The organism is Citrobacter sp. Cpo015 (assembly GCF_030333035.1).
Taxonomy (GTDB): domain Bacteria; phylum Pseudomonadota; class Gammaproteobacteria; order Enterobacterales; family Enterobacteriaceae; genus Citrobacter; species Citrobacter portucalensis.
Genome location: NZ_JAOWGS010000019.1, coordinates 208,569 through 226,831 on the forward strand (window position 1 = coordinate 208,569; position 18,263 = coordinate 226,831).

An 18,263-nucleotide genomic window follows, 5' to 3' on the forward strand; every position below is an offset into this window, starting at 1 on the left:
GCTAGGCTGGCGGTGTGAAATCAGGCAGTCAGGCGGCTCGCGTCTTGCGCGATAACCAGTTCTTCGTTGGTTGGGATAACCAGCGCAGGACGGGTACCTTCTTTGTTGATGAAACCAGATTTGCCGAAACGTGCGGCCAGGTTACGTTCGTGGTCAACTTCAAAGCCCAGAACGCCCAGTTTGCCCAGAGACAGTTCACGAACCATCGCTGCGTTTTCACCGATACCACCGGTGAAGACAACTGCATCCAGACGACCATCCATCAGCGCAGTGTAAGAACCGATGTATTTCGCCAGACGGTGGCAGTAAACGTCCATTGCACGTTTAGCGTCTTCTTTAGTAGCGTAGTTATCTTCAACATAACGGCAGTCGCTGGTGACTTCGGTCAGACCCAGCAGGCCGGACTCTTTGGTCAGCATTTTGTTGATCTGGTCAACGCTCATGCCCAGGGTATCGTGCAGGTGGAAGATGATCGCCGGGTCGATGTCACCGGAACGCGTACCCATCACCAGACCTTCCAGCGGGGTCAGACCCATGGAGGTATCAACACATTTACCGTTACGGATAGCAGATACAGAACCGCCATTGCCCAGGTGGCAAGTGATGATGTTCAGCTCTTCAACCGGTTTGTTCAGCACTTTTGCCGCTTCCTGTGTGACGAAGAAGTGGCTGGTACCGTGCGCGCCGTAACGACGAACGCCGTGTTCTTTGTACAGGCTGTACGGCAGAGCATAGAGGTAAGACTCTTCCGGCATAGTCTGATGGAACGCGGTGTCGAATACAGCCACGTTTTTGTCTTTCAGATTAGGGAAGGATTTCAGCGCTTCTGCGATACCGATCAGGTGAGCCGGGTTATGCAGCGGTGCGAAAGAGGCAGAATCTTTGATGCCCTGAATAACGGAATCATCGATAACCACGGAGCTGGTGTACTTCTCGCCGCCGTGTACGATACGGTGACCAATAGCGGTCAATTGCGCAGACAATTCTGGTTTTTGTGCCAGAATAGTGTTAACGATAAAGTTCAGCGCTTCACTGTGAGCGGCGCCTGCACCTAAAGCCGCTTCTTGTTTACCGCCGTCCATTTTCCACTTGATACGTGCTTCTGGGAGATGGAAACATTCGGCTAAACCAGAGAGGTATTCTTCACCGTTTACTGCATCGATGATGGCAAATTTCAGTGAGGAGCTACCGCAGTTCAGAACCAGTACTAACTTACTCGACATGGAAGTACCTATTTATGATACGTGGCTAAAAAAACGTCAGGGAGTCATAGAGCGTAGCGCATGATGACACCGACGTTTATGATTAACATCATGCGCCATAGTCTTTTTGGGCACGATGGAATAAATACCTTTGAGTCTATGTCATTTTGCGTATTTTTCAGGCAATGGCATAATGTATGCCAATTTGACGACTCAATGATTTTGGACTACAGGCCTTACAGGCCGGCACAGGATACCTGAATGTGGGTATCAAAGACAAAATGTTTTGAACGATGTCCCTTGTAGTTGTTGTTTTGCACAAATTTTTTAATTTTTATATGTGAAGTTGAGGTAACCGCCATGTCGACACCGGATAATCGCTCCGTCAATTTTTTTAGCTTGTTTCGCCGGGGGCAGCACTATGCAAAGACGTGGCCAATGGAAAAGCGCCTTGCGCCCGTGTTTGTTGAGAACCGCGTGATCCGCATGACGCGTTACGCGATCCGTTTTATGCCGCCTATCGCCGTCTTCACCTTATGTTGGCAAATTGCGTTAGGGGGGCAGTTGGGCCCGGCCGTGGCGACTGCGCTGTTTGCGCTTAGCCTGCCGATGCAGGGGATGTGGTGGCTGGGAAAACGTTCCGTAACGCCGCTGCCGCCTTCAATTCTCAATTGGTTCTACGAAGTTCGGGGTAAATTGCAAGAAGCTGGGCAGGCGCTCTCTCCGGTAGAAGGAAAGCCGGATTACCAGGCGCTGGCTGACACGCTTAAGCGCGCCTTCAAACAACTGGATAAAACTTTCCTTGATGATTTGTAATTGACCCCTGATTACGCATATAAAAGAAGGCACAAGATGCCTTCTTTTTTTTCATCGCAGTAGTAGTGATACAGGAGTCCCAAATGGAAATGACCAACGCTCAACGTCTGATTTTGTCGAATCAGTACAAAATGATGACTATGCTCGATCCAACTAACGCCGAGCGTTATCGTCGTTTGCAGACGATTATTGAACGCGGTTACGGCTTGCAGATGCGTGAGCTGGATCGTGAGTTTGGTGAACTGACGGAAGAAACCTGTCGTACGATTATCGATATTATGGAGATGTATCACGCATTACATGTGTCCTGGACTAATCTTAAGGATGCGCAGGCTATTGATGAGCGTCGCGTGACCTTCCTCGGTTTTGACGCCGCAACGGAAGCCCGTTTCCTCGGGTACGTTCGTTTTATGGTCAATGTGGAAGGTCGTTACACCCACTTTGATGCGGGTACGCATGGCTTCAACGCCCAGACCCCAATGTGGGAAAAATATCAGCGTATGCTGAATGTTTGGCACTCTTGCCCGCGTCAGTATCACCTGAGCGCGAATGAAATTAACCAAATCATTAATGCCTGAGGGGGCGAGCGTGCAGTGCAAAGGTTTTCTGTTTGATCTGGATGGAACGCTGGTCGATTCCTTACCCGCAGTAGAGCGTGCGTGGTGCAACTGGGCCGATCGCTTCGGCCTCGATCACGCCGAGGTACTCGGCTTTATTCATGGTAAGCAGGCCATTACCTCCCTGCGACACTTTATGGTGGGCAAGTCTGAGGCAGAGATCGCCGCGGAATTTACCCGTCTGGAGCAGATCGAAGCGACGGAAACCGCCGGGATCACCGCGCTGCCGGGGGCAGTTGATTTACTCAACCATCTCAATAAAGCAGGTATTCCATGGGCGATTGTGACCTCCGGTTCTATGCCAGTCGCACGTGCGCGTCATCGTGTTGCCGGGCTTCCTGCTCCAGAAGTGTTTGTCACCGCCGAGCGGGTAAAAAGAGGGAAACCAGAGCCAGACGCGTATCTGTTAGGTGCTCAGCTTCTGGGCCTGGCACCGCAGGAATGTGCAGTGGTGGAAGATGCCCCCGCCGGGGTGCTCTCAGGACTGGCTGCTGGGTGTCATGTCATCGCGGTTAACGCGCCAGCGGATACGCCGCGTCTGGACGAAGTTGATTTTTCGCTGACCAGTCTGGAACATATTTCTGTGACCAAACAACCCAACGGAAATGTGGTCGTTATAAGAAATACCTGATCATGATTTAGCCCCAGATTGTTGGGGCTTTTTTATGGCAGAATCAGTCCATCCCTCTCATTTAACAAGGATATGTTGTGAACGGTGAATTGATATGGGTTCTCTCATTGCTGGCGATTGCCGTCGTCTTGTTTGCAACTGGCAGAGTGCGTATGGACGCGGTCGCTTTGCTGGTCATTATTGCCTTTGTTCTGAGTGGAACATTGAGCATCACAGAGGCTTTTTCCGGGTTCAGCGATCCTAATGTTATTTTGATAGCGGCTTTATTCATTATCGGCGACGGCCTGGTGCGTACCGGCGTGGCGACGGTAATGGGTGCCTGGCTGGTGAAGGTCGCCGGCAGCAGTGAAGTCAAAATGCTGGTGTTGCTGATGATAACCGTAGCCGGACTCGGTGCCTTCATGAGTTCGACCGGTGTGGTCGCCATCTTTATTCCGGTTGTCTTAAGCGTTTCCATGCGCATGCAAATCTCCCCCTCACGGCTGATGATGCCGTTGAGCTTTGCCGGATTGATAAGCGGCATGATGACGCTGGTGGCAACGCCGCCGAACCTGGTCGTCAACAGTGAATTGTTACGTGAAGGACTTAACGGTTTTAGCTTTTTTAGCGTAACCCCACTGGGACTGGTGGTGTTGGTACTCGGCATAATTTATATGCTGGTGATGCGTTTTATGCTGAAAGGTGAAGACTCCGGGCAGCCAGGAGACGGCTGGAAGCGCCGGACCTTTCGCGATCTGATCAAAGAATATCGCCTGACAGGGCGTGCCCGTCGCCTGGCGATTCGCCCGGGTTCTCCCATGATTGGCCAACGTCTGGATGACCTGAAATTGCGTGAGCGCTACGGGGCAAACGTGATTGGTGTTGAACGCTGGCGGCGTTTTCGCCGCGTGATTGTCGATGTTAACGGGGTTTCTGAGTTCCGTGCCCGTGACGTGTTGCTGATTGATATGTCAGCGGCCGACGTCGACCTGCGTGAATTTTGCAGCGAGCAACTGTTGGAGCCGATGGTGCTGCGCGGTGAATACTTCTCCGAGCAGGCGCTTGACGTGGGTATGGCCGAGATTTCATTAATCCCTGAATCGGAATTGATCGGCAAAACGGTACGGGAAATCGCTTTTCGTACGCGTTATGGCCTGAATGTCGTCGGACTGAAGCGTGATGGTACGGCACTGGCCGGAGCGGTGGTGGATGAACCACTGCTGATGGGCGATATCATTCTGGTGGTGGGCAACTGGAAACTCATCACTTTGTTGGGGCAAAAAGGGCGCGATTTCGTGGTGCTGAATATGCCCGTGGAAGTTAGTGAAGCTTCTCCGGCGCACAGCCAGGCGCCGCATGCGATTTTCTGTCTGGTGCTGATGGTCGCGTTAATGCTCACCGATGAAATCCCTAATACGGTTGCCGCGATTATCGCCTGTTTGCTGATGGGAAAATTCCGCTGCATCGATGCCGAAAGCGCCTATAAAGCCATTCACTGGCCAAGTATTATTTTGATTGTCGGAATGATGCCCTTTGCGCTGGCATTACAGAAAACGGGCGGTGTTGATCTGGTGGTTAAAGGGCTAATGGACGTTGGCGGAGGGTACGGCCCGTATATGATGCTGGGCTGCCTGTTCGTGCTGTGCGCGACCATTGGGTTATTTATCTCTAACACTGCGACGGCGGTACTGATGGCGCCGATTGCGCTGGCGGCAGCAAAGTCGATGGGCGTTTCGCCGTATCCTTTTGCGATGGTGATTGCGATGGCGGCTTCAGCAGCCTTTATGACGCCAGTTTCTTCACCAGTAAACACACTGGTACTCGGGCCGGGTAACTACAGCTTTAGCGATTTCGTTAAAATTGGCGTGCCGTTTACCATCATTGTGATGGTGGTGTGCGTGGTGATGATCCCGATGCTGTTTCCGTTTTGATTTTTATGTGCCGGATGGCGGCTAACGCCTTATCCGGCCTACAAAGGTAACGTCGTCGCAAACTTACAATGGAGAATCCTGACTGATTTCATCTAATGAAAGGTGAAAACTCGGGACGAACACGTCCATAAAGTAGTCCATCTCTTCGCTGCGTCGTGACTCCAGCGTTTTTTCCAGACGTGTTTTCGCCAGCAGAAATTCGTTGTTACCGGCGGAGAGTTCTTCCAGGCACTTCAGATATGCGCACAGGGCATCGGCCTGTTTAACAATCGACCTCTCTTCTTCACTTAAGGCATGTTCATCAATGAGCGGCGCAAAAATATCGCGCAGCTCATCGGGAACCATATCGACCAGTTTTTGTTGGGCAATTTTCTCTATCGCTTTATATTCTTGGGCAATCTGCGAGTTGAAATATTTCACTGGGGTAGGGAGATCGCCGGTTAACACCTCTGACGCATCGTGATACATCGCCAGCAGGGCAATACGCTCAGCATTAACCTGACCACCAAATTTACGGTTTTTAATTGCGGCCAGCGCATGGGCAACCATGGCAACCTGCAGACTGTGTTCGGACACGTTTTCGGTGCGCACGTTGCGCATCAGCGGCCAGCGGTTAATGAGTTTCAGACGGGAGAGGTGGGCAAAAAAGTGGCTCTGCTTCATAACGACCCTTACTCAGTGACTTCAGTAACGGTATTTTGCGCAGAGAGTGCTACCGGATGCAAACCCGGCAGCACTTTGCGTGGTTACAGCTGGCGATACCCTGACAGGAAACGCTCAAATTTACTCAGCGACATTTCGATATCGTCAATACGCGGTAGCGTGACGATGCGGAAATGATCCGGCCACGGCCAGTTGAATGCCGTCCCCTGGACCAGCAGTACTTTTTCCTGCAACAGGAAGTCGAGTACCATCTTCTGGTCGTCATGAATATTAAAGCGTTTAGCATCAATTTTCGGGAACATATACAGCGCACCGCGCGGTTTTACGCAAGAGACGCCGGGGATGTCATTAAGCAGTTCCCAGGCGCGGTTACGTTGCTCATACAGACGCCCGCCTGGCATGATGAATTCGCTGATGCTCTGATATCCACCCAGTGCGGTCTGAATGGCATGTTGTGCCGGAACGTTGGCACACAGGCGCATAGAAGCCAGCATCTCAAGGCCTTCGATATACCCTTTGGCATGTTTCTTCGGTCCGTTCAGTACCATCCAGCCCTGGCGGAAACCGGCAACACGATAGGTTTTTGACAGGCCGTTAAAGGTAATAGTCAGCAGGTCAGGGGCCATTGCCGCAATCGAGTGGTGCTCGGCGTCATCGTAAAGAATTTTGTCGTAAATCTCGTCCGCAAAGATGATGAGATTGTTTTGGCGGGCAATCTCAACAATCTCCATCAGCAGCTCTTTAGAATACACCGCGCCAGTAGGGTTGTTTGGGTTGATGATGACGATCCCACGGGTACGCGGCGTAATTTTGGCGCGGATATCATCCAGGTCCGGGAACCAGTCTGACGATTCGTCACACAGGTAGTGCACGGCATTACCACCAGAGAGCGAAACCGCCGCCGTCCACAGTGGATAATCAGGTGCAGGAACCAGCATTTCGTCCCCACTGTTTAGCAATGCCTGCATGGCCTGCACAATCAATTCAGATACGCCGTTACCGATATAGATATCTTCCACGGTTACGTCGCGCATCCCACGGGCCTGGTAATGCTGCATGATTGCTTTGCGGGCTGAATAAAGGCCTTTGGAATCGCAATATCCTTGCGCAGTTGGCAAATTGCGGATCACGTCCACCAAAATTTCATCTGGCGCTTCAAACCCGAAAGGCGCAGGGTTGCCGATGTTCAGTTTCAGAACTTTATTGCCTTCTTCTTCCAGGCGCTTTGCTTCCTTCAGAACCGGGCCGCGAATGTCATAACAGACGTTTTCTAATTTGCTGGATTTTTCAATGGGGGACATGAACGTTGACCTTTTTAGCTGTGAATGCCACTCCCTGCCGTGGAAGTCAGCCCAGCACAATGTACTCCCACGACGGTGAGTTTTGAAGGGTCTTTAGTAGAAGATTTTGGAAAGCAGGAGGATTATGATTCACTGTTAATGACTAAATAATGTGACTTTTGTAGAGTAATAATCTGGATTGTTGTGTTTTTCGTGGTTTATATTTTGCTTTGTTAGTGTGGGTGTGGTGATTTGTCCGGTCTAAAAAAGTTAGACCTGTAAAGAAAAAGGTGGCCGAGATCTCAGCTGAATGGCGTAATTCGAAAATACTGAGGTTTTGCCTGCGAAATCTGTTATCGGTCTGATCCCTGCGTGATGCGGTGTGAATCCATTGTTAAGCATAATTAATGAATTGAGAGATTCTTAATTAATTATTATTTATTATTTAAACGACATCAAATTGAGTGGGCCAATAATACGAAAACCGTTGCGCTGACATAACACCAATTTGCCCGGAATTATTCGCGATAACACTTATAAATATAGTGGTTTTAGGTTAAGATAACTCCTATGAAATGGTGTGTAGTACGAATTTTACGATAATTCAAATGTTTGTTGGTTGTTCCTAACATCCTGAAAAGTTAGTTTTTAATGTGTAAATTATTGTTCGTTAACTATTTTTTAAATTTACAAAATTTACATGTTTCCCATTAGTCAGAATCATCCAGCAGCTAAAAATACGGCTCTTTCTCGTTGCTATATTCCGATGAATATCACGGGTATTAAAATAGCTCAGAAAGGGAATTGTTTCGTTTGTTAAACCAAATACATCCTTATTTTCACTTGGTTACACTAAGCGAAACTGAAGGGAGGCACATTACAAATGGAGTTGTTTGATTCTGAATGCACAGCATTAACCCGGTATGACCCGCGAGTAAGTGAAAAACTATGATAAATGCAAATCGTCCGATAATTAACCTCGACCTCGATCTGCTGAGAACCTTTGTTGCTGTTGCCGACCTGAATACCTTTGCGGCTGCGGCAGCTGCGGTATGTCGAACTCAGTCTGCGGTAAGTCAGCAAATGCAGCGTCTTGAACAACTTGTGGGGAAAGAGTTGTTCGCGCGCCATGGACGCAACAAACTGCTGACCGAACATGGTATCCAGCTGTTGGGTTACGCCAGGAAAATACTGCGATTTAATGATGAGGCATGCTCATCATTGATGTTTAACAATCTTCAGGGGGTGTTAACTATCGGTGCTTCTGATGAATCCGCCGATACCATACTCCCTTTTCTGCTTAACCGTATAAGTTCGGTTTATCCGAAACTTGCACTGGATGTCAGAGTGAAACGCAACGCCTACATGGTAGAGATGCTTAAGTCGCAAGAAGTGGATTTAGTGGTCACCACTAACCGACCTGGCGATTTTGAGTGCCTGAATTTGCGAACTTCACCGACGCACTGGTATTGCGCAGCCGAATATATCCTGCAAAAAGGGGAACCGGTGCCGTTAGTTCTGCTGGACGATCCCAGCCCGTTTCGCGATATCGTGCTGGCGACGTTGAATGCCGCACAGATCCCGTGGCGTTTGGCTTATGTCGCTTCAACATTGCCTGCGGTCCGCGCGGCGGTAAAAGCAGGGCTGGGCGTTACTGCCCGTCCTGTCGAAATGATGAGCCCGGATTTACGCGTACTGGGTGCGGCGGACGGATTGCCACCTCTGCCTGATACCGAGTATCTGTTGTGCAGCGATCCGGCCACGCAAAATGAATTAGCTCAGGTTATCTTTAAGTCGATGCAGACATATCAAAATCCTTGGCAATACAATCAGTTTACCCCTGAAGGGGGAGATGACTCGCTGATTGTTGAAGGCGACTTTGAGTAAAGCGTCACAAAAAAACGTTTTAAAATGTAAGTGTAAAAAAGAGCCACTGATGATGAAAAAACATCCAGCGGCTCTTTTTTTATGCAAATATTACTGCTTTCTGTTCATTCATATACTAAAACTTAACAAAATCAGCAGGTAAAAAAACAGACTGACAATAGGATGAAAAATAATCAGCTGAGTTGCTAAATGTTTCCATGTTAAAAAACTAGAGAAATTGTTGCTGTTTTTTATGGTGAATTAACAAAAGCGTGTCACAGATCAAGAAAATACTCCCATTTAGGGGGAGGCATCTGGGTGAATTCCTGTCAAAATAGACGTGTATTATCTTTTTTACTTCACTACGGACACGATTCAACAACATTAAAAATGACCGATGATGCAATCGAAATGGGTCTAAAGAGCACTTTATGTTAATGAAGTTGGAACAGTGTAAAATAATGTGAGGAAACTTTTGTTAAAGTTGACAAAAGGTTATAGAAAGGAGTAAAAAACCCCATCAATTAGCTGTATAAAATGATTTTTCACAGTGATTGTAAGGTTTTTTTTATTCCTCCCCATGAATCGATGTGGCGTTCATCTGCCGAAAAGAGCAGAGAATTTGGCGCTACTTTTGATGAGTAAGCAATGAGTATGTCAACATCCACTGAAATCATCGCTCATCACTGGGCATTCGCTATCTTTCTTATCGTTGCCATTGGCCTGTGCTGCCTGATGCTCGTCGGCGGCTGGTTTTTAGGGGGTCGCGCACGCGCGAGATCTAAAAACGTGCCGTTTGAATCAGGTATCGACTCGGTCGGCACCGCCCGCCTGCGCCTGTCTGCCAAGTTTTATCTGGTAGCCATGTTCTTCGTTATCTTCGACGTTGAAGCGCTGTATCTGTTCGCATGGTCAACTTCTATCCGTGAAAGCGGTTGGATTGGCTTTGTGGAAGCTGCAATTTTTATTTTTGTGTTACTGGCAGGTCTGGTTTATCTGGTGCGTATTGGCGCGCTGGACTGGACGCCCGCGCGTTCACGCCGCGAGCGTATGAACCCGGAAACGAACAGTATCGCTAATCGTCAACGCTAACCGCGAGGCATTAAGATGGATTATACGCTCACCCGCATAGATCCTAACGGTGAGAACGACCGTTACCCCCTGCAAAAACAGGAGATCGTAACCGACCCCCTGGAACAAGAAGTTAACAAAAACGTGTTCATGGGCAAACTGCATGACATGGTTAACTGGGGCCGTAAAAACTCAATTTGGCCATATAACTTTGGCCTTTCCTGCTGCTACGTTGAGATGGTGACCTCGTTTACCGCCGTGCACGATGTGGCCCGTTTTGGTGCGGAAGTACTGCGTGCATCGCCGCGTCAGGCTGACCTGATGGTCGTAGCCGGAACCTGCTTTACCAAAATGGCGCCAGTTATTCAGCGCCTCTACGATCAGATGCTGGAACCGAAATGGGTTATTTCCATGGGCGCATGCGCCAATTCCGGCGGTATGTACGACATCTATTCTGTGGTGCAGGGCGTTGATAAATTTATTCCGGTCGATGTGTACATCCCGGGATGTCCGCCGCGCCCAGAAGCGTATATGCAGGCTCTGATGCTGCTGCAAGATTCCATTGGCAAAGAACGCCGCCCGCTCTCCTGGGTGGTTGGCGATCAGGGCGTTTATCGCGCCAATATGCAGTCAGAACGCGAGCGTAAACGCGGCGAACGTATTGCTGTAACGAATCTTCGTACACCAGACGAGATTTAATTTGCGCCTGTCGGCAGCAGCACTTCCTTCGCTTATCACTACATAAATAGCGCGAAGCACTGCCGACCACCACGGACCATTTGCAATGGTGAACAATATGACCGACTTAACCGCGCAAGACGCCGTATGGCAAACACGGGATCACCTTGATGACCCGGTCATTGGCGAACTGCGCAACCGTTTTGGGCCGGATGCCTTTACCGTTCAGGCGACTCGCACCGGGGTACCCGTTGTTTGGGTCAAGCGTGAACAATTACTGGAAGTTGGCGATTTCTTAAAGAGACTGCCGAAACCTTACGTCATGCTGTTTGACTTACACGGCATGGACGAACGTCTGCGTACGCACCGCGAAGGGTTACCTGCCGCGGATTTTTCCGTTTTCTATCACCTGATCTCCATTGAACGCAATCGCGATATCATGCTCAAGGTGGCTTTGTCTGAAAACGATCTGCGCGTACCGACTTTCACCAAACTGTTCCCGAACGCCAACTGGTATGAGCGTGAAACCTGGGAAATGTTTGGCATCGATATCGAAGGTCACCCGCACCTGACGCGTCTGTTGATGCCGCATACCTGGGAAGGTCATCCGCTGCGTAAAGACTACCCGGCGCGTGCGACCGAATTCGATCCGTTTGAGCTGACTAAAGCCAAACAGGATCTGGAAATGGAAGCGCTGACCTTCAAACCAGAAGATTGGGGTATGAAGCGTAGCACCGAAAATGAGGACTTCATGTTCCTCAACCTCGGTCCTAACCATCCGTCTTCTCACGGTGCTTTCCGTATTGTGCTGCAGCTTGATGGCGAAGAAATCGTCGACTGCGTACCTGACATCGGCTACCACCACCGTGGCGCTGAAAAGATGGGTGAACGTCAGTCCTGGCACAGCTACATTCCGTACACCGACCGTATTGAGTACCTCGGCGGCTGCGTAAACGAAATGCCTTACGTACTGGCCGTTGAGAAGCTGGCTGGTATCACCACGCCGGATCGCGTCAACGTGATTCGCGTGATGTTGTCCGAACTGTTCCGTATCAACAGCCACCTGCTGTACATCTCCACGTTCATTCAGGACGTCGGCGCGATGACCCCGGTATTCTTCGCCTTTACCGACCGTCAGAAAATCTATGACGTGGTGGAAGCGATCACCGGTTTCCGTATGCACCCGGCCTGGTTCCGTATCGGCGGTGTGGCACACGATCTGCCGCGCGGTTGGGACAAGCTGCTGCGTGACTTCCTCGACTGGATGCCAAAACGTCTGGATTCTTACGAGAAAGCCGCACTGCGTAACACCATCCTGAAAGGCCGTTCGCAGGGCGTTGCCGCTTACGGTAAGAAAGAAGCGCTGGACTGGGGTTGTACCGGTGCTGCGCTGCGCGCGACCGGTATTGATTTCGACGTGCGTAAAGCGCGTCCGTACTCTGGCTACGAAAACTTTGACTTTGAAGTCCCGGTTGGCGGCGGCGTTTCTGACTGCTATACCCGCGTGATGCTGAAAGTTGAAGAGCTGCGCCAGAGTCTGCGCATCCTTGAGCAGTGCCTCAATAACATGCCGGAAGGCCCGTTCAAAGCGGATCACCCGCTGACGACGCCGCCGCCGAAAGAGCGCACGCTGCAACATATCGAAACCCTTATCACCCACTTCCTGCAGGTTTCGTGGGGTCCGGTTATGCCGGCAAACGAGTCCTTCCAGATGGTGGAAGCGACCAAGGGTATCAACAGTTACTACCTGACCAGCGATGGCAGCACCATGAGTTACCGTACCCGTATCCGTACCCCGAGCTATGCGCACCTGCAGCAGATCCCGGTAGCGGTACGTGGCAGCCTGGTGTCCGACTTAATCGTCCATCTGGGTAGTATCGATTTTGTTATGTCAGATGTGGACCGCTAATTATGCACGAGAATCAACAACCACAAACCGAGGCTTTTGAGCTGAGTGCGGCTGAGCGTGAAGCGATTGAGCACGAGAAGCACCACTACGAAGACCCGCGTGCGGCGTCCATTGAAGCGCTGAAAATCGTTCAGAAACAGCGTGGCTGGGTGCCGGATGGGGCGATCTATGCGATCGCTGATGTGCTGGGTATTCCGGCAAGCGACGTAGAAGGTGTTGCTACGTTTTATAGCCAGATCTTCCGCCAGCCGGTAGGTCGCCACGTGATCCGCTATTGCGACAGCGTGGTGTGCCATATCAACGGCTACCAGGGGATCCAGGCCGCGCTTGAGAAAAAACTCAACATCAAGCCGGGGCAGACGACCTTTGATGGTCGCTTTACGCTGCTGCCGACCTGTTGCCTGGGGAACTGCGATAAAGGGCCAAACATGATGATCGATGAAGATACTCATGCTCACCTGACCCCGGAAGGCATTCCCGAACTACTGGAGCGGTATAAATGAAAGACATTATCCGTACTCCCGAAACCCATCCGCTGACCTGGCGTCTGCGTGATGACAAACAGCCGGTCTGGCTGGACGAATACCGTAGCAAGAACGGCTACGAAGGTGCGCGTAAGGCCCTGACCGGGCTGTCACCGGACGAAATCGTTAATCAGGTAAAAGACGCTGGCCTGAAAGGGCGCGGCGGCGCGGGCTTTTCCACCGGTCTGAAGTGGAGCCTGATGCCGAAAGACGAATCCATGAACATCCGTTACCTGCTGTGTAACGCCGATGAAATGGAGCCGGGCACCTATAAAGACCGTCTGCTGATGGAACAGCTGCCGCACCTGCTGGTGGAAGGCATGCTGATTTCCGCGTTTGCGCTGAAAGCGTACCGTGGTTACATCTTCCTGCGCGGTGAATATATCGAAGCAGCCGTGCATCTACGTCGCGCGATCGCCGAAGCGACCGAAGCCGGTCTGCTTGGCAAAAACATCATGGGCACCGGTTTCGACTTCGAACTGTTTGTCCACACCGGGGCTGGGCGTTACATCTGCGGTGAAGAAACCGCGCTGATCAACTCCCTCGAAGGTCGCCGTGCTAACCCACGTTCCAAGCCGCCGTTCCCGGCAAGCTCTGGCGCATGGGGCAAACCGACCTGCGTAAACAACGTCGAAACCCTGTGTAACGTACCGGCTATCCTCGCGAACGGCGTGGAGTGGTACCAGAACATTTCGAAGAGCAAAGATGCGGGCACCAAGCTGATGGGCTTCTCTGGTCGCGTGAAGAATCCTGGCCTGTGGGAACTGCCTTTCGGTACTACCGCGCGTGAGATCCTCGAAGATTACGCGGGTGGCATGCGCGATGGACTGAAGTTCAAAGCCTGGCAGCCAGGCGGCGCAGGGACTGACTTCCTGACCGAAGCACACCTCGATCTGCCGATGGAATTCGAAAGCATTGGTAAAGCAGGTAGCCGTCTGGGCACCGCGCTGGCCATGGCTGTCGATCACGAGATTGGCATGGTTCCTCTGGTGCGTAACCTCGAAGAGTTCTTTGCCCGCGAGTCCTGCGGCTGGTGTACGCCGTGCCGTGACGGTCTGCCGTGGAGTGTGAAAATTCTGCGCGCGCTGGAGCGTGGCGAAGGCCAGCCAGGGGATATCGAGACACTTGAGCAACTGTGTCGTTTCCTCGGCCCGGGTAAAACCTTCTGTGCACACGCACCGGGCGCAGTGGAACCGCTGCAGAGCGCCATTAAATATTTCCGCGAAGAATTCGAAGCTGGCATCAAGCAGTCCTTCAGCAATACCCATCAGATTGGTGGTATTCAGCCGAACCTGCTGAAAGAGCGCTGGTGATTACAGGGTTAGCCCTGTGTCGCGATAAGAAATTCGATTAACGCTCGGTTACGACCGAGCCAACTGGAAGCATGCTGACTATGGCTACGATTCATGTAGACGGCAAAGAATATGAGGTCAACGGAGCGGACAACCTGCTGGAAGCTTGTCTGTCTCTCGGCCTTGATATTCCGTACTTTTGCTGGCACCCGGCGCTGGGAAGCGTCGGTGCTTGCCGCCAGTGTGCGGTGAAGCAATATCAAAACGCGGAAGACACGCGTGGTCGCCTGGTGATGTCTTGTATGACACCGGCCACCGAAGGCACCTTTATTTCTATTGATGACGAAGAAGCGAAACAGTTCCGCGAAAGCGTCGTGGAGTGGTTGATGACTAACCACCCGCACGACTGTCCGGTCTGTGAAGAGGGCGGCAACTGCCACCTGCAGGATATGACCGTCATGACCGGTCACAGCTTCCGTCGCTACCGCTTCACGAAGCGTACTCACCGTAACCAGGACCTGGGGCCGTTCATCTCTCACGAAATGAACCGCTGCATCGCCTGCTATCGCTGCGTACGTTACTACAAAGATTACGCCGATGGCGCGGATCTGGGCGTCTATGGCGCACATGACAACGTCTACTTCGGTCGCCCGGAAGACGGTACGCTCGAAAGCGAGTTCTCTGGTAACCTGGTAGAAATTTGCCCGACCGGCGTCTTCACTGATAAAACGCACTCCGAGCGTTATAACCGTAAGTGGGACATGCAGTTTGCGCCGAGCATCTGCCAGCAGTGTTCCATCGGCTGTAACACCAGCCCGGGCGAACGCTACGGTGAACTGCGTCGTATCGAAAACCGTTATAACGGTACCGTTAACCACTACTTCCTCTGCGACCGTGGTCGTTTTGGCTATGGTTACGTGAACCTGAAAGACCGTCCGCGTCAGCCAGTACAGCGTCGTGGCGATGACCTGATCACGCTGAACGCCGAGCAGGCGATGCAGGGCGCGGCAGATATTCTGCGTCAGTCGAAGAAAGTAATTGGTATCGGCTCCCCGCGCGCCAGCGTTGAAAGTAACTTCGCGCTGCGTGAACTGGTGGGTGCGGATAACTTCTATACCGGTATCGCCCAGGGCGAGCAGGAACGTCTGCAACTGGCACTGAGCGTGCTGCGTGACGGCGGGATTCATACTCCGGCACTGCGCGAAATCGAATCTTATGATGCGGTTCTGGTGCTGGGCGAAGATGTCACCCAGACCGGCGCACGCGTTGCGCTGGCAGTGCGTCAGGCGGTGAAAGGTAAAGCGCGTGAAATGGCGGCGGCACAGAAAGTGGCTGACTGGCAGATCGCAGCAATCCTTAACATCGGCCAGCGTGCTAAGCACCCGCTGTTCGTTACCAACGTCGATAACACCCGTCTGGATGACATCGCCGCATGGACCTATCGTGCACCGGTTGAAGATCAGGCGCGTTTAGGTTTCGCTATCGCTCATGCGCTGGATAACAACGCTCCGGCGGTTGACGGTATCGACCGTGACCTGCAAAACAAAATTGACGTTATCGTTCAGGCACTGGCCGGGGCGAAGAAACCACTGATTATTTCCGGCACCAACGCCGGTAGCGCCGAAGTGATTCAGGCGGCTGCCAACGTGGCGAAGGCGCTGAAAGGCCGTGGCGCAGACGTCGGCATCACCATGATTGCTCGCTCTGTTAACAGCATGGGCCTTGGTATGATTGGCGGTGGTTCCCTTGACGATGCGCTGACCGAGCTGGAAACAGGTCGTGCTGACGCCGTTGTGGTGCTGGAGAATGACCTGCATCGCCATGCTTCAGCAACGCGTGTGAACGCTGCGCTGGCTAAAGCACCGCTGGTACTGGTCATTGACCATCAGCGTACGGCAATTATGGAAAACGCTCATCTGGTGCTTTCCGCCGCAAGCTTCGCCGAAAGCGATGGTACGGTGATTAACAACGAAGGCCGCGCTCAGCGTTTCTTCCAGGTCTACGACCCGTCCTACTACGACAGTAACACCGTGATGCTGGAAAGCTGGCGCTGGCTGCACTCGCTGCACAGCACCGTGCAGAGCCGCGAAGTGGACTGGACGCAGCTCGACCACGTTATCGACGCGGTCGTTGAGAAGTTGCCGCAACTGGCGGGTATCAAAGATGCCGCGCCGGACGCAAGCTTCCGTATCCGTGGACAGAAATTGGCTCGTGAACCGCACCGCTACAGCGGTCGTACCGCAATGCGCGCCAACATCAGCGTACACGAACCGCGCCAGCCGCAGGACAAAGACACTATGTTCGCCTTCTCTATGGAAGGGAACAACCAACCGTCTGCGCCGCGTTCACAAATTCCGTTTGCCTGGGCTCCGGGCTGGAACTCCCCACAGGCGTGGAACAAGTTCCAGGATGAAGTGGGCGGTAAACTGCGTCATGGCGATCCGGGCGTGCGCCTGATCGAAGCTTCTGCGGATGGTCTGGATTACTTCACTACCGTTCCGGCGAGCTTCCAGGCTCAGGATGGTCAGTGGCGTATCGCGCCGTACTACCATCTGTTTGGCAGCGACGAAATGTCCCAGCGTGCGCCGGTCTTCCAGACCCGTATGCCGCAGCCGTACATCAAACTCAACCCGGCTGATGCCGCGAAGTTGGGTGTTAATGCCGGTACGCGCGTTTCTTTCAGCTACGATGGCAACACGGTTACGCTGCCGGTTGAAATCGCTGAAGGATTAACGGCAGGGCAGGTTGGTTTGCCGATGGGTATGCCTGGCATCGCGCCGGTTCTGGCAGGCGCGCGTCTTGAGGATCTGCAGGAGGCACAACAATGAGTTGGATTACACCCGATCTGATTGAGATCCTGCTGAGCATTCTCAAAGCGGTCGTGATCCTGCTGGTGGTGGTCACCTGCGGGGCATTCATGAGCTTTGGCGAACGTCGTCTGCTGGGTCTGTTCCAGAACCGTTACGGACCGAACCGTGTTGGCTGGGGCGGTTCGCTCCAGCTGGTTGCGGACATGATCAAGATGTTCTTTAAAGAAGACTGGATCCCGAAATTCTCGGATCGCGTCATCTTTACCCTGGCACCGATGATCGCCTTTACCTCGCTACTGCTGGCTTTCGCCATCGTGCCGGTGAGTCCGAACTGGGTGGTTGCTGACCTGAACATCGGGATCCTGTTCTTCCTGATGATGGCGGGCCTCGCGGTATACGCGGTGCTGTTCGCCGGCTGGTCCAGTAACAACAAATACTCCCTGCTCGGTGCGATGCGTGCGTCTGCGCAGACGCTGAGCTACGAAGTGTTCCTCGGGCTTTCCCTGATGGGCGTGGTGGCGCAGGCCGGTTCATTTAACATGACCGACATCGTCAACAACCAGGCTGATATCTGGAACGTTATTCCGCAGTTCTTTGGTTTTGTCACCTTTGCCATCGCGGGCGTGGCGGTGTGCCACCGTCACCCGTTTGACCAGCCAGAAGCCGAGCAGGAACTGGCCGACGGTTACCACATTGAATATTCCGGTATGAAATTCGGTCTGTTCTTCGTGGGTGAATACATCGGCATCGTCACCATTTCTGCACTGATGGTTACCCTGTTCTTCGGTGGCTGGCATGGCCCGTTCTTACCGCCATTCGTCTGGTTCGCGCTGAAAACCGCGTTCTTCATGATGATGTTCATTTTGATTCGTGCGTCGTTACCGCGTCCTCGTTATGACCAGGTAATGTCCTTCGGCTGGAAAGTCTGTCTGCCGCTGACGCTCGTCAACTTGCTGGTAACGGCGGCTGTCATTCTCTGGCAGGCGCAATAAGG

General features: G+C 52.2%; 15 protein-coding genes. 12 read left to right on the forward strand and 3 right to left on the reverse strand.

Features of this window, described 5'->3' with window-relative positions; translation table 11 throughout:
* Positions 1-20: 20 nt before the first annotated feature.
* The gene (ackA, locus tag OGY67_RS01090) at positions 21-1,223 is read right to left on the reverse strand and encodes an acetate kinase (RefSeq protein WP_003834770.1); all 1,203 of its coding nucleotides are present in this window, start codon (positions 1,221-1,223) and stop codon (positions 21-23) included.
* Positions 1,224-1,562: 339 nt separating this feature from the next.
* Between ackA and yfbV the strand changes: the two genes are divergently transcribed.
* The 4 genes from yfbV (at position 1,563) to OGY67_RS01110 (ending at position 5,176) form a co-directional block, all read left to right on the forward strand.
* Positions 1,563-2,018 carry a terminus macrodomain insulation protein YfbV gene (gene yfbV, locus OGY67_RS01095; RefSeq protein WP_003028087.1) on the forward strand — a complete coding sequence of 152 codons (456 nt, stop codon included), beginning with the start codon at positions 1,563-1,565 and terminating at the stop codon, positions 2,016-2,018.
* 83 nt (positions 2,019-2,101) lie between these two features.
* The gene (locus OGY67_RS01100; RefSeq protein ID WP_003028086.1) at positions 2,102-2,596 is read left to right on the forward strand and encodes a YfbU family protein; all 495 of its coding nucleotides are present in this window, start codon (positions 2,102-2,104) and stop codon (positions 2,594-2,596) included.
* Positions 2,589-3,266: a sugar phosphatase gene (locus tag OGY67_RS01105; protein WP_008785348.1), complete on the forward strand. Its 678-nt coding sequence runs from the start codon at positions 2,589-2,591 to the stop codon at positions 3,264-3,266. The genes OGY67_RS01100 and OGY67_RS01105 overlap by 8 nt, the downstream gene beginning before the upstream one ends.
* A gap of 77 nt (positions 3,267-3,343) precedes the next feature.
* On the forward strand, positions 3,344-5,176 hold the full coding sequence (locus OGY67_RS01110; protein ID WP_032944084.1) for an SLC13 family permease: 1,833 nt from the start codon (positions 3,344-3,346) through the stop codon (positions 5,174-5,176).
* A gap of 63 nt (positions 5,177-5,239) precedes the next feature.
* Here the strand turns inward: OGY67_RS01110 and yfbR are convergent, their stop codons facing one another.
* Both yfbR and alaA read right to left on the reverse strand, forming a co-directional pair.
* Positions 5,240-5,839, reverse strand: coding sequence for a 5'-deoxynucleotidase (yfbR, locus tag OGY67_RS01115; RefSeq protein ID WP_003028083.1), 600 nt, complete (start codon positions 5,837-5,839; stop codon positions 5,240-5,242).
* A gap of 83 nt (positions 5,840-5,922) precedes the next feature.
* Positions 5,923-7,140 carry an alanine transaminase AlaA gene (alaA, locus tag OGY67_RS01120; protein ID WP_003028082.1) on the reverse strand — a complete coding sequence of 406 codons (1,218 nt, stop codon included), beginning with the start codon at positions 7,138-7,140 and terminating at the stop codon, positions 5,923-5,925.
* A 927-nt stretch (positions 7,141-8,067) separates the two neighbouring features.
* Between alaA and lrhA the strand changes: the two genes are divergently transcribed.
* The 8 genes from lrhA to nuoH all read left to right on the forward strand — a co-directional run bounded on the left by lrhA (position 8,068) and on the right by nuoH (position 18,261).
* Positions 8,068-9,006 (forward strand): transcriptional regulator LrhA, encoded by a 939-nt coding sequence (lrhA, locus tag OGY67_RS01125; RefSeq protein WP_003834760.1) that lies wholly within the window; start codon positions 8,068-8,070, stop codon positions 9,004-9,006.
* A 627-nt stretch (positions 9,007-9,633) separates the two neighbouring features.
* A complete protein-coding gene (gene nuoA / locus OGY67_RS01130) occupies positions 9,634-10,077 on the forward strand; it encodes an NADH-quinone oxidoreductase subunit NuoA (protein ID WP_003028077.1) in 444 nt (147 codons plus the stop codon).
* A gap of 15 nt (positions 10,078-10,092) precedes the next feature.
* Entirely contained in the window at positions 10,093-10,755 is a 663-nt protein-coding gene (gene nuoB / locus OGY67_RS01135) for an NADH-quinone oxidoreductase subunit NuoB (RefSeq protein ID WP_003028075.1), read from the forward strand.
* An 85-nt stretch (positions 10,756-10,840) separates the two neighbouring features.
* Complete coding sequence (gene nuoC / locus OGY67_RS01140) at positions 10,841-12,643, forward strand: NADH-quinone oxidoreductase subunit C/D (protein ID WP_003834757.1); 1,803 nt, start codon at positions 10,841-10,843, stop codon at positions 12,641-12,643.
* Between the two features lie 2 nt (positions 12,644-12,645).
* Positions 12,646-13,146, forward strand: coding sequence for an NADH-quinone oxidoreductase subunit NuoE (nuoE, locus tag OGY67_RS01145; protein WP_003028069.1), 501 nt, complete (start codon positions 12,646-12,648; stop codon positions 13,144-13,146).
* Positions 13,143-14,480, forward strand: coding sequence for an NADH-quinone oxidoreductase subunit NuoF (nuoF, locus tag OGY67_RS01150; protein ID WP_003834753.1), 1,338 nt, complete (start codon positions 13,143-13,145; stop codon positions 14,478-14,480). Before nuoE ends, nuoF begins: the two co-directional genes overlap by 4 nt.
* A gap of 80 nt (positions 14,481-14,560) precedes the next feature.
* Positions 14,561-17,287, forward strand: coding sequence for an NADH-quinone oxidoreductase subunit NuoG (nuoG, locus tag OGY67_RS01155; RefSeq protein ID WP_128612040.1), 2,727 nt, complete (start codon positions 14,561-14,563; stop codon positions 17,285-17,287).
* Positions 17,284-18,261 carry an NADH-quinone oxidoreductase subunit NuoH gene (gene nuoH, locus OGY67_RS01160; protein ID WP_003028063.1) on the forward strand — a complete coding sequence of 326 codons (978 nt, stop codon included), beginning with the start codon at positions 17,284-17,286 and terminating at the stop codon, positions 18,259-18,261. The genes nuoG and nuoH overlap by 4 nt, the downstream gene beginning before the upstream one ends.
* The last annotated feature ends 2 nt before the right edge of the window (positions 18,262-18,263 follow it).

Bases quoted from the DNA above. Each gene is read 5' to 3' on its own strand.
- ackA (WP_003834770.1), bottom strand. From the start codon at position 1,223: ATGTCGAGTAAGTTAGTACTGGTTCTGAACTGCGGTAGCTCCTCACTG.
- yfbV (WP_003028087.1), top strand. From the start codon at position 1,563: ATGTCGACACCGGATAATCGCTCCGTCAATTTTTTTAGCTTGTTTCGC.
- OGY67_RS01100 (WP_003028086.1), top strand. From the start codon at position 2,102: ATGGAAATGACCAACGCTCAACGTCTGATTTTGTCGAATCAGTACAAA.
- OGY67_RS01105 (WP_008785348.1), top strand. From the start codon at position 2,589: ATGCCTGAGGGGGCGAGCGTGCAGTGCAAAGGTTTTCTGTTTGATCTG.
- yfbR (WP_003028083.1), bottom strand. From the start codon at position 5,839: ATGAAGCAGAGCCACTTTTTTGCCCACCTCTCCCGTCTGAAACTCATT.
- alaA (WP_003028082.1), bottom strand. From the start codon at position 7,140: ATGTCCCCCATTGAAAAATCCAGCAAATTAGAAAACGTCTGTTATGAC.
- lrhA (WP_003834760.1), top strand. From the start codon at position 8,068: ATGATAAATGCAAATCGTCCGATAATTAACCTCGACCTCGATCTGCTG.
- nuoA (WP_003028077.1), top strand. From the start codon at position 9,634: ATGAGTATGTCAACATCCACTGAAATCATCGCTCATCACTGGGCATTC.
- nuoB (WP_003028075.1), top strand. From the start codon at position 10,093: ATGGATTATACGCTCACCCGCATAGATCCTAACGGTGAGAACGACCGT.
- nuoC (WP_003834757.1), top strand. From the start codon at position 10,841: ATGGTGAACAATATGACCGACTTAACCGCGCAAGACGCCGTATGGCAA.
- nuoE (WP_003028069.1), top strand. From the start codon at position 12,646: ATGCACGAGAATCAACAACCACAAACCGAGGCTTTTGAGCTGAGTGCG.
- nuoF (WP_003834753.1), top strand. From the start codon at position 13,143: ATGAAAGACATTATCCGTACTCCCGAAACCCATCCGCTGACCTGGCGT.
- nuoG (WP_128612040.1), top strand. From the start codon at position 14,561: ATGGCTACGATTCATGTAGACGGCAAAGAATATGAGGTCAACGGAGCG.
- nuoH (WP_003028063.1), top strand. From the start codon at position 17,284: ATGAGTTGGATTACACCCGATCTGATTGAGATCCTGCTGAGCATTCTC.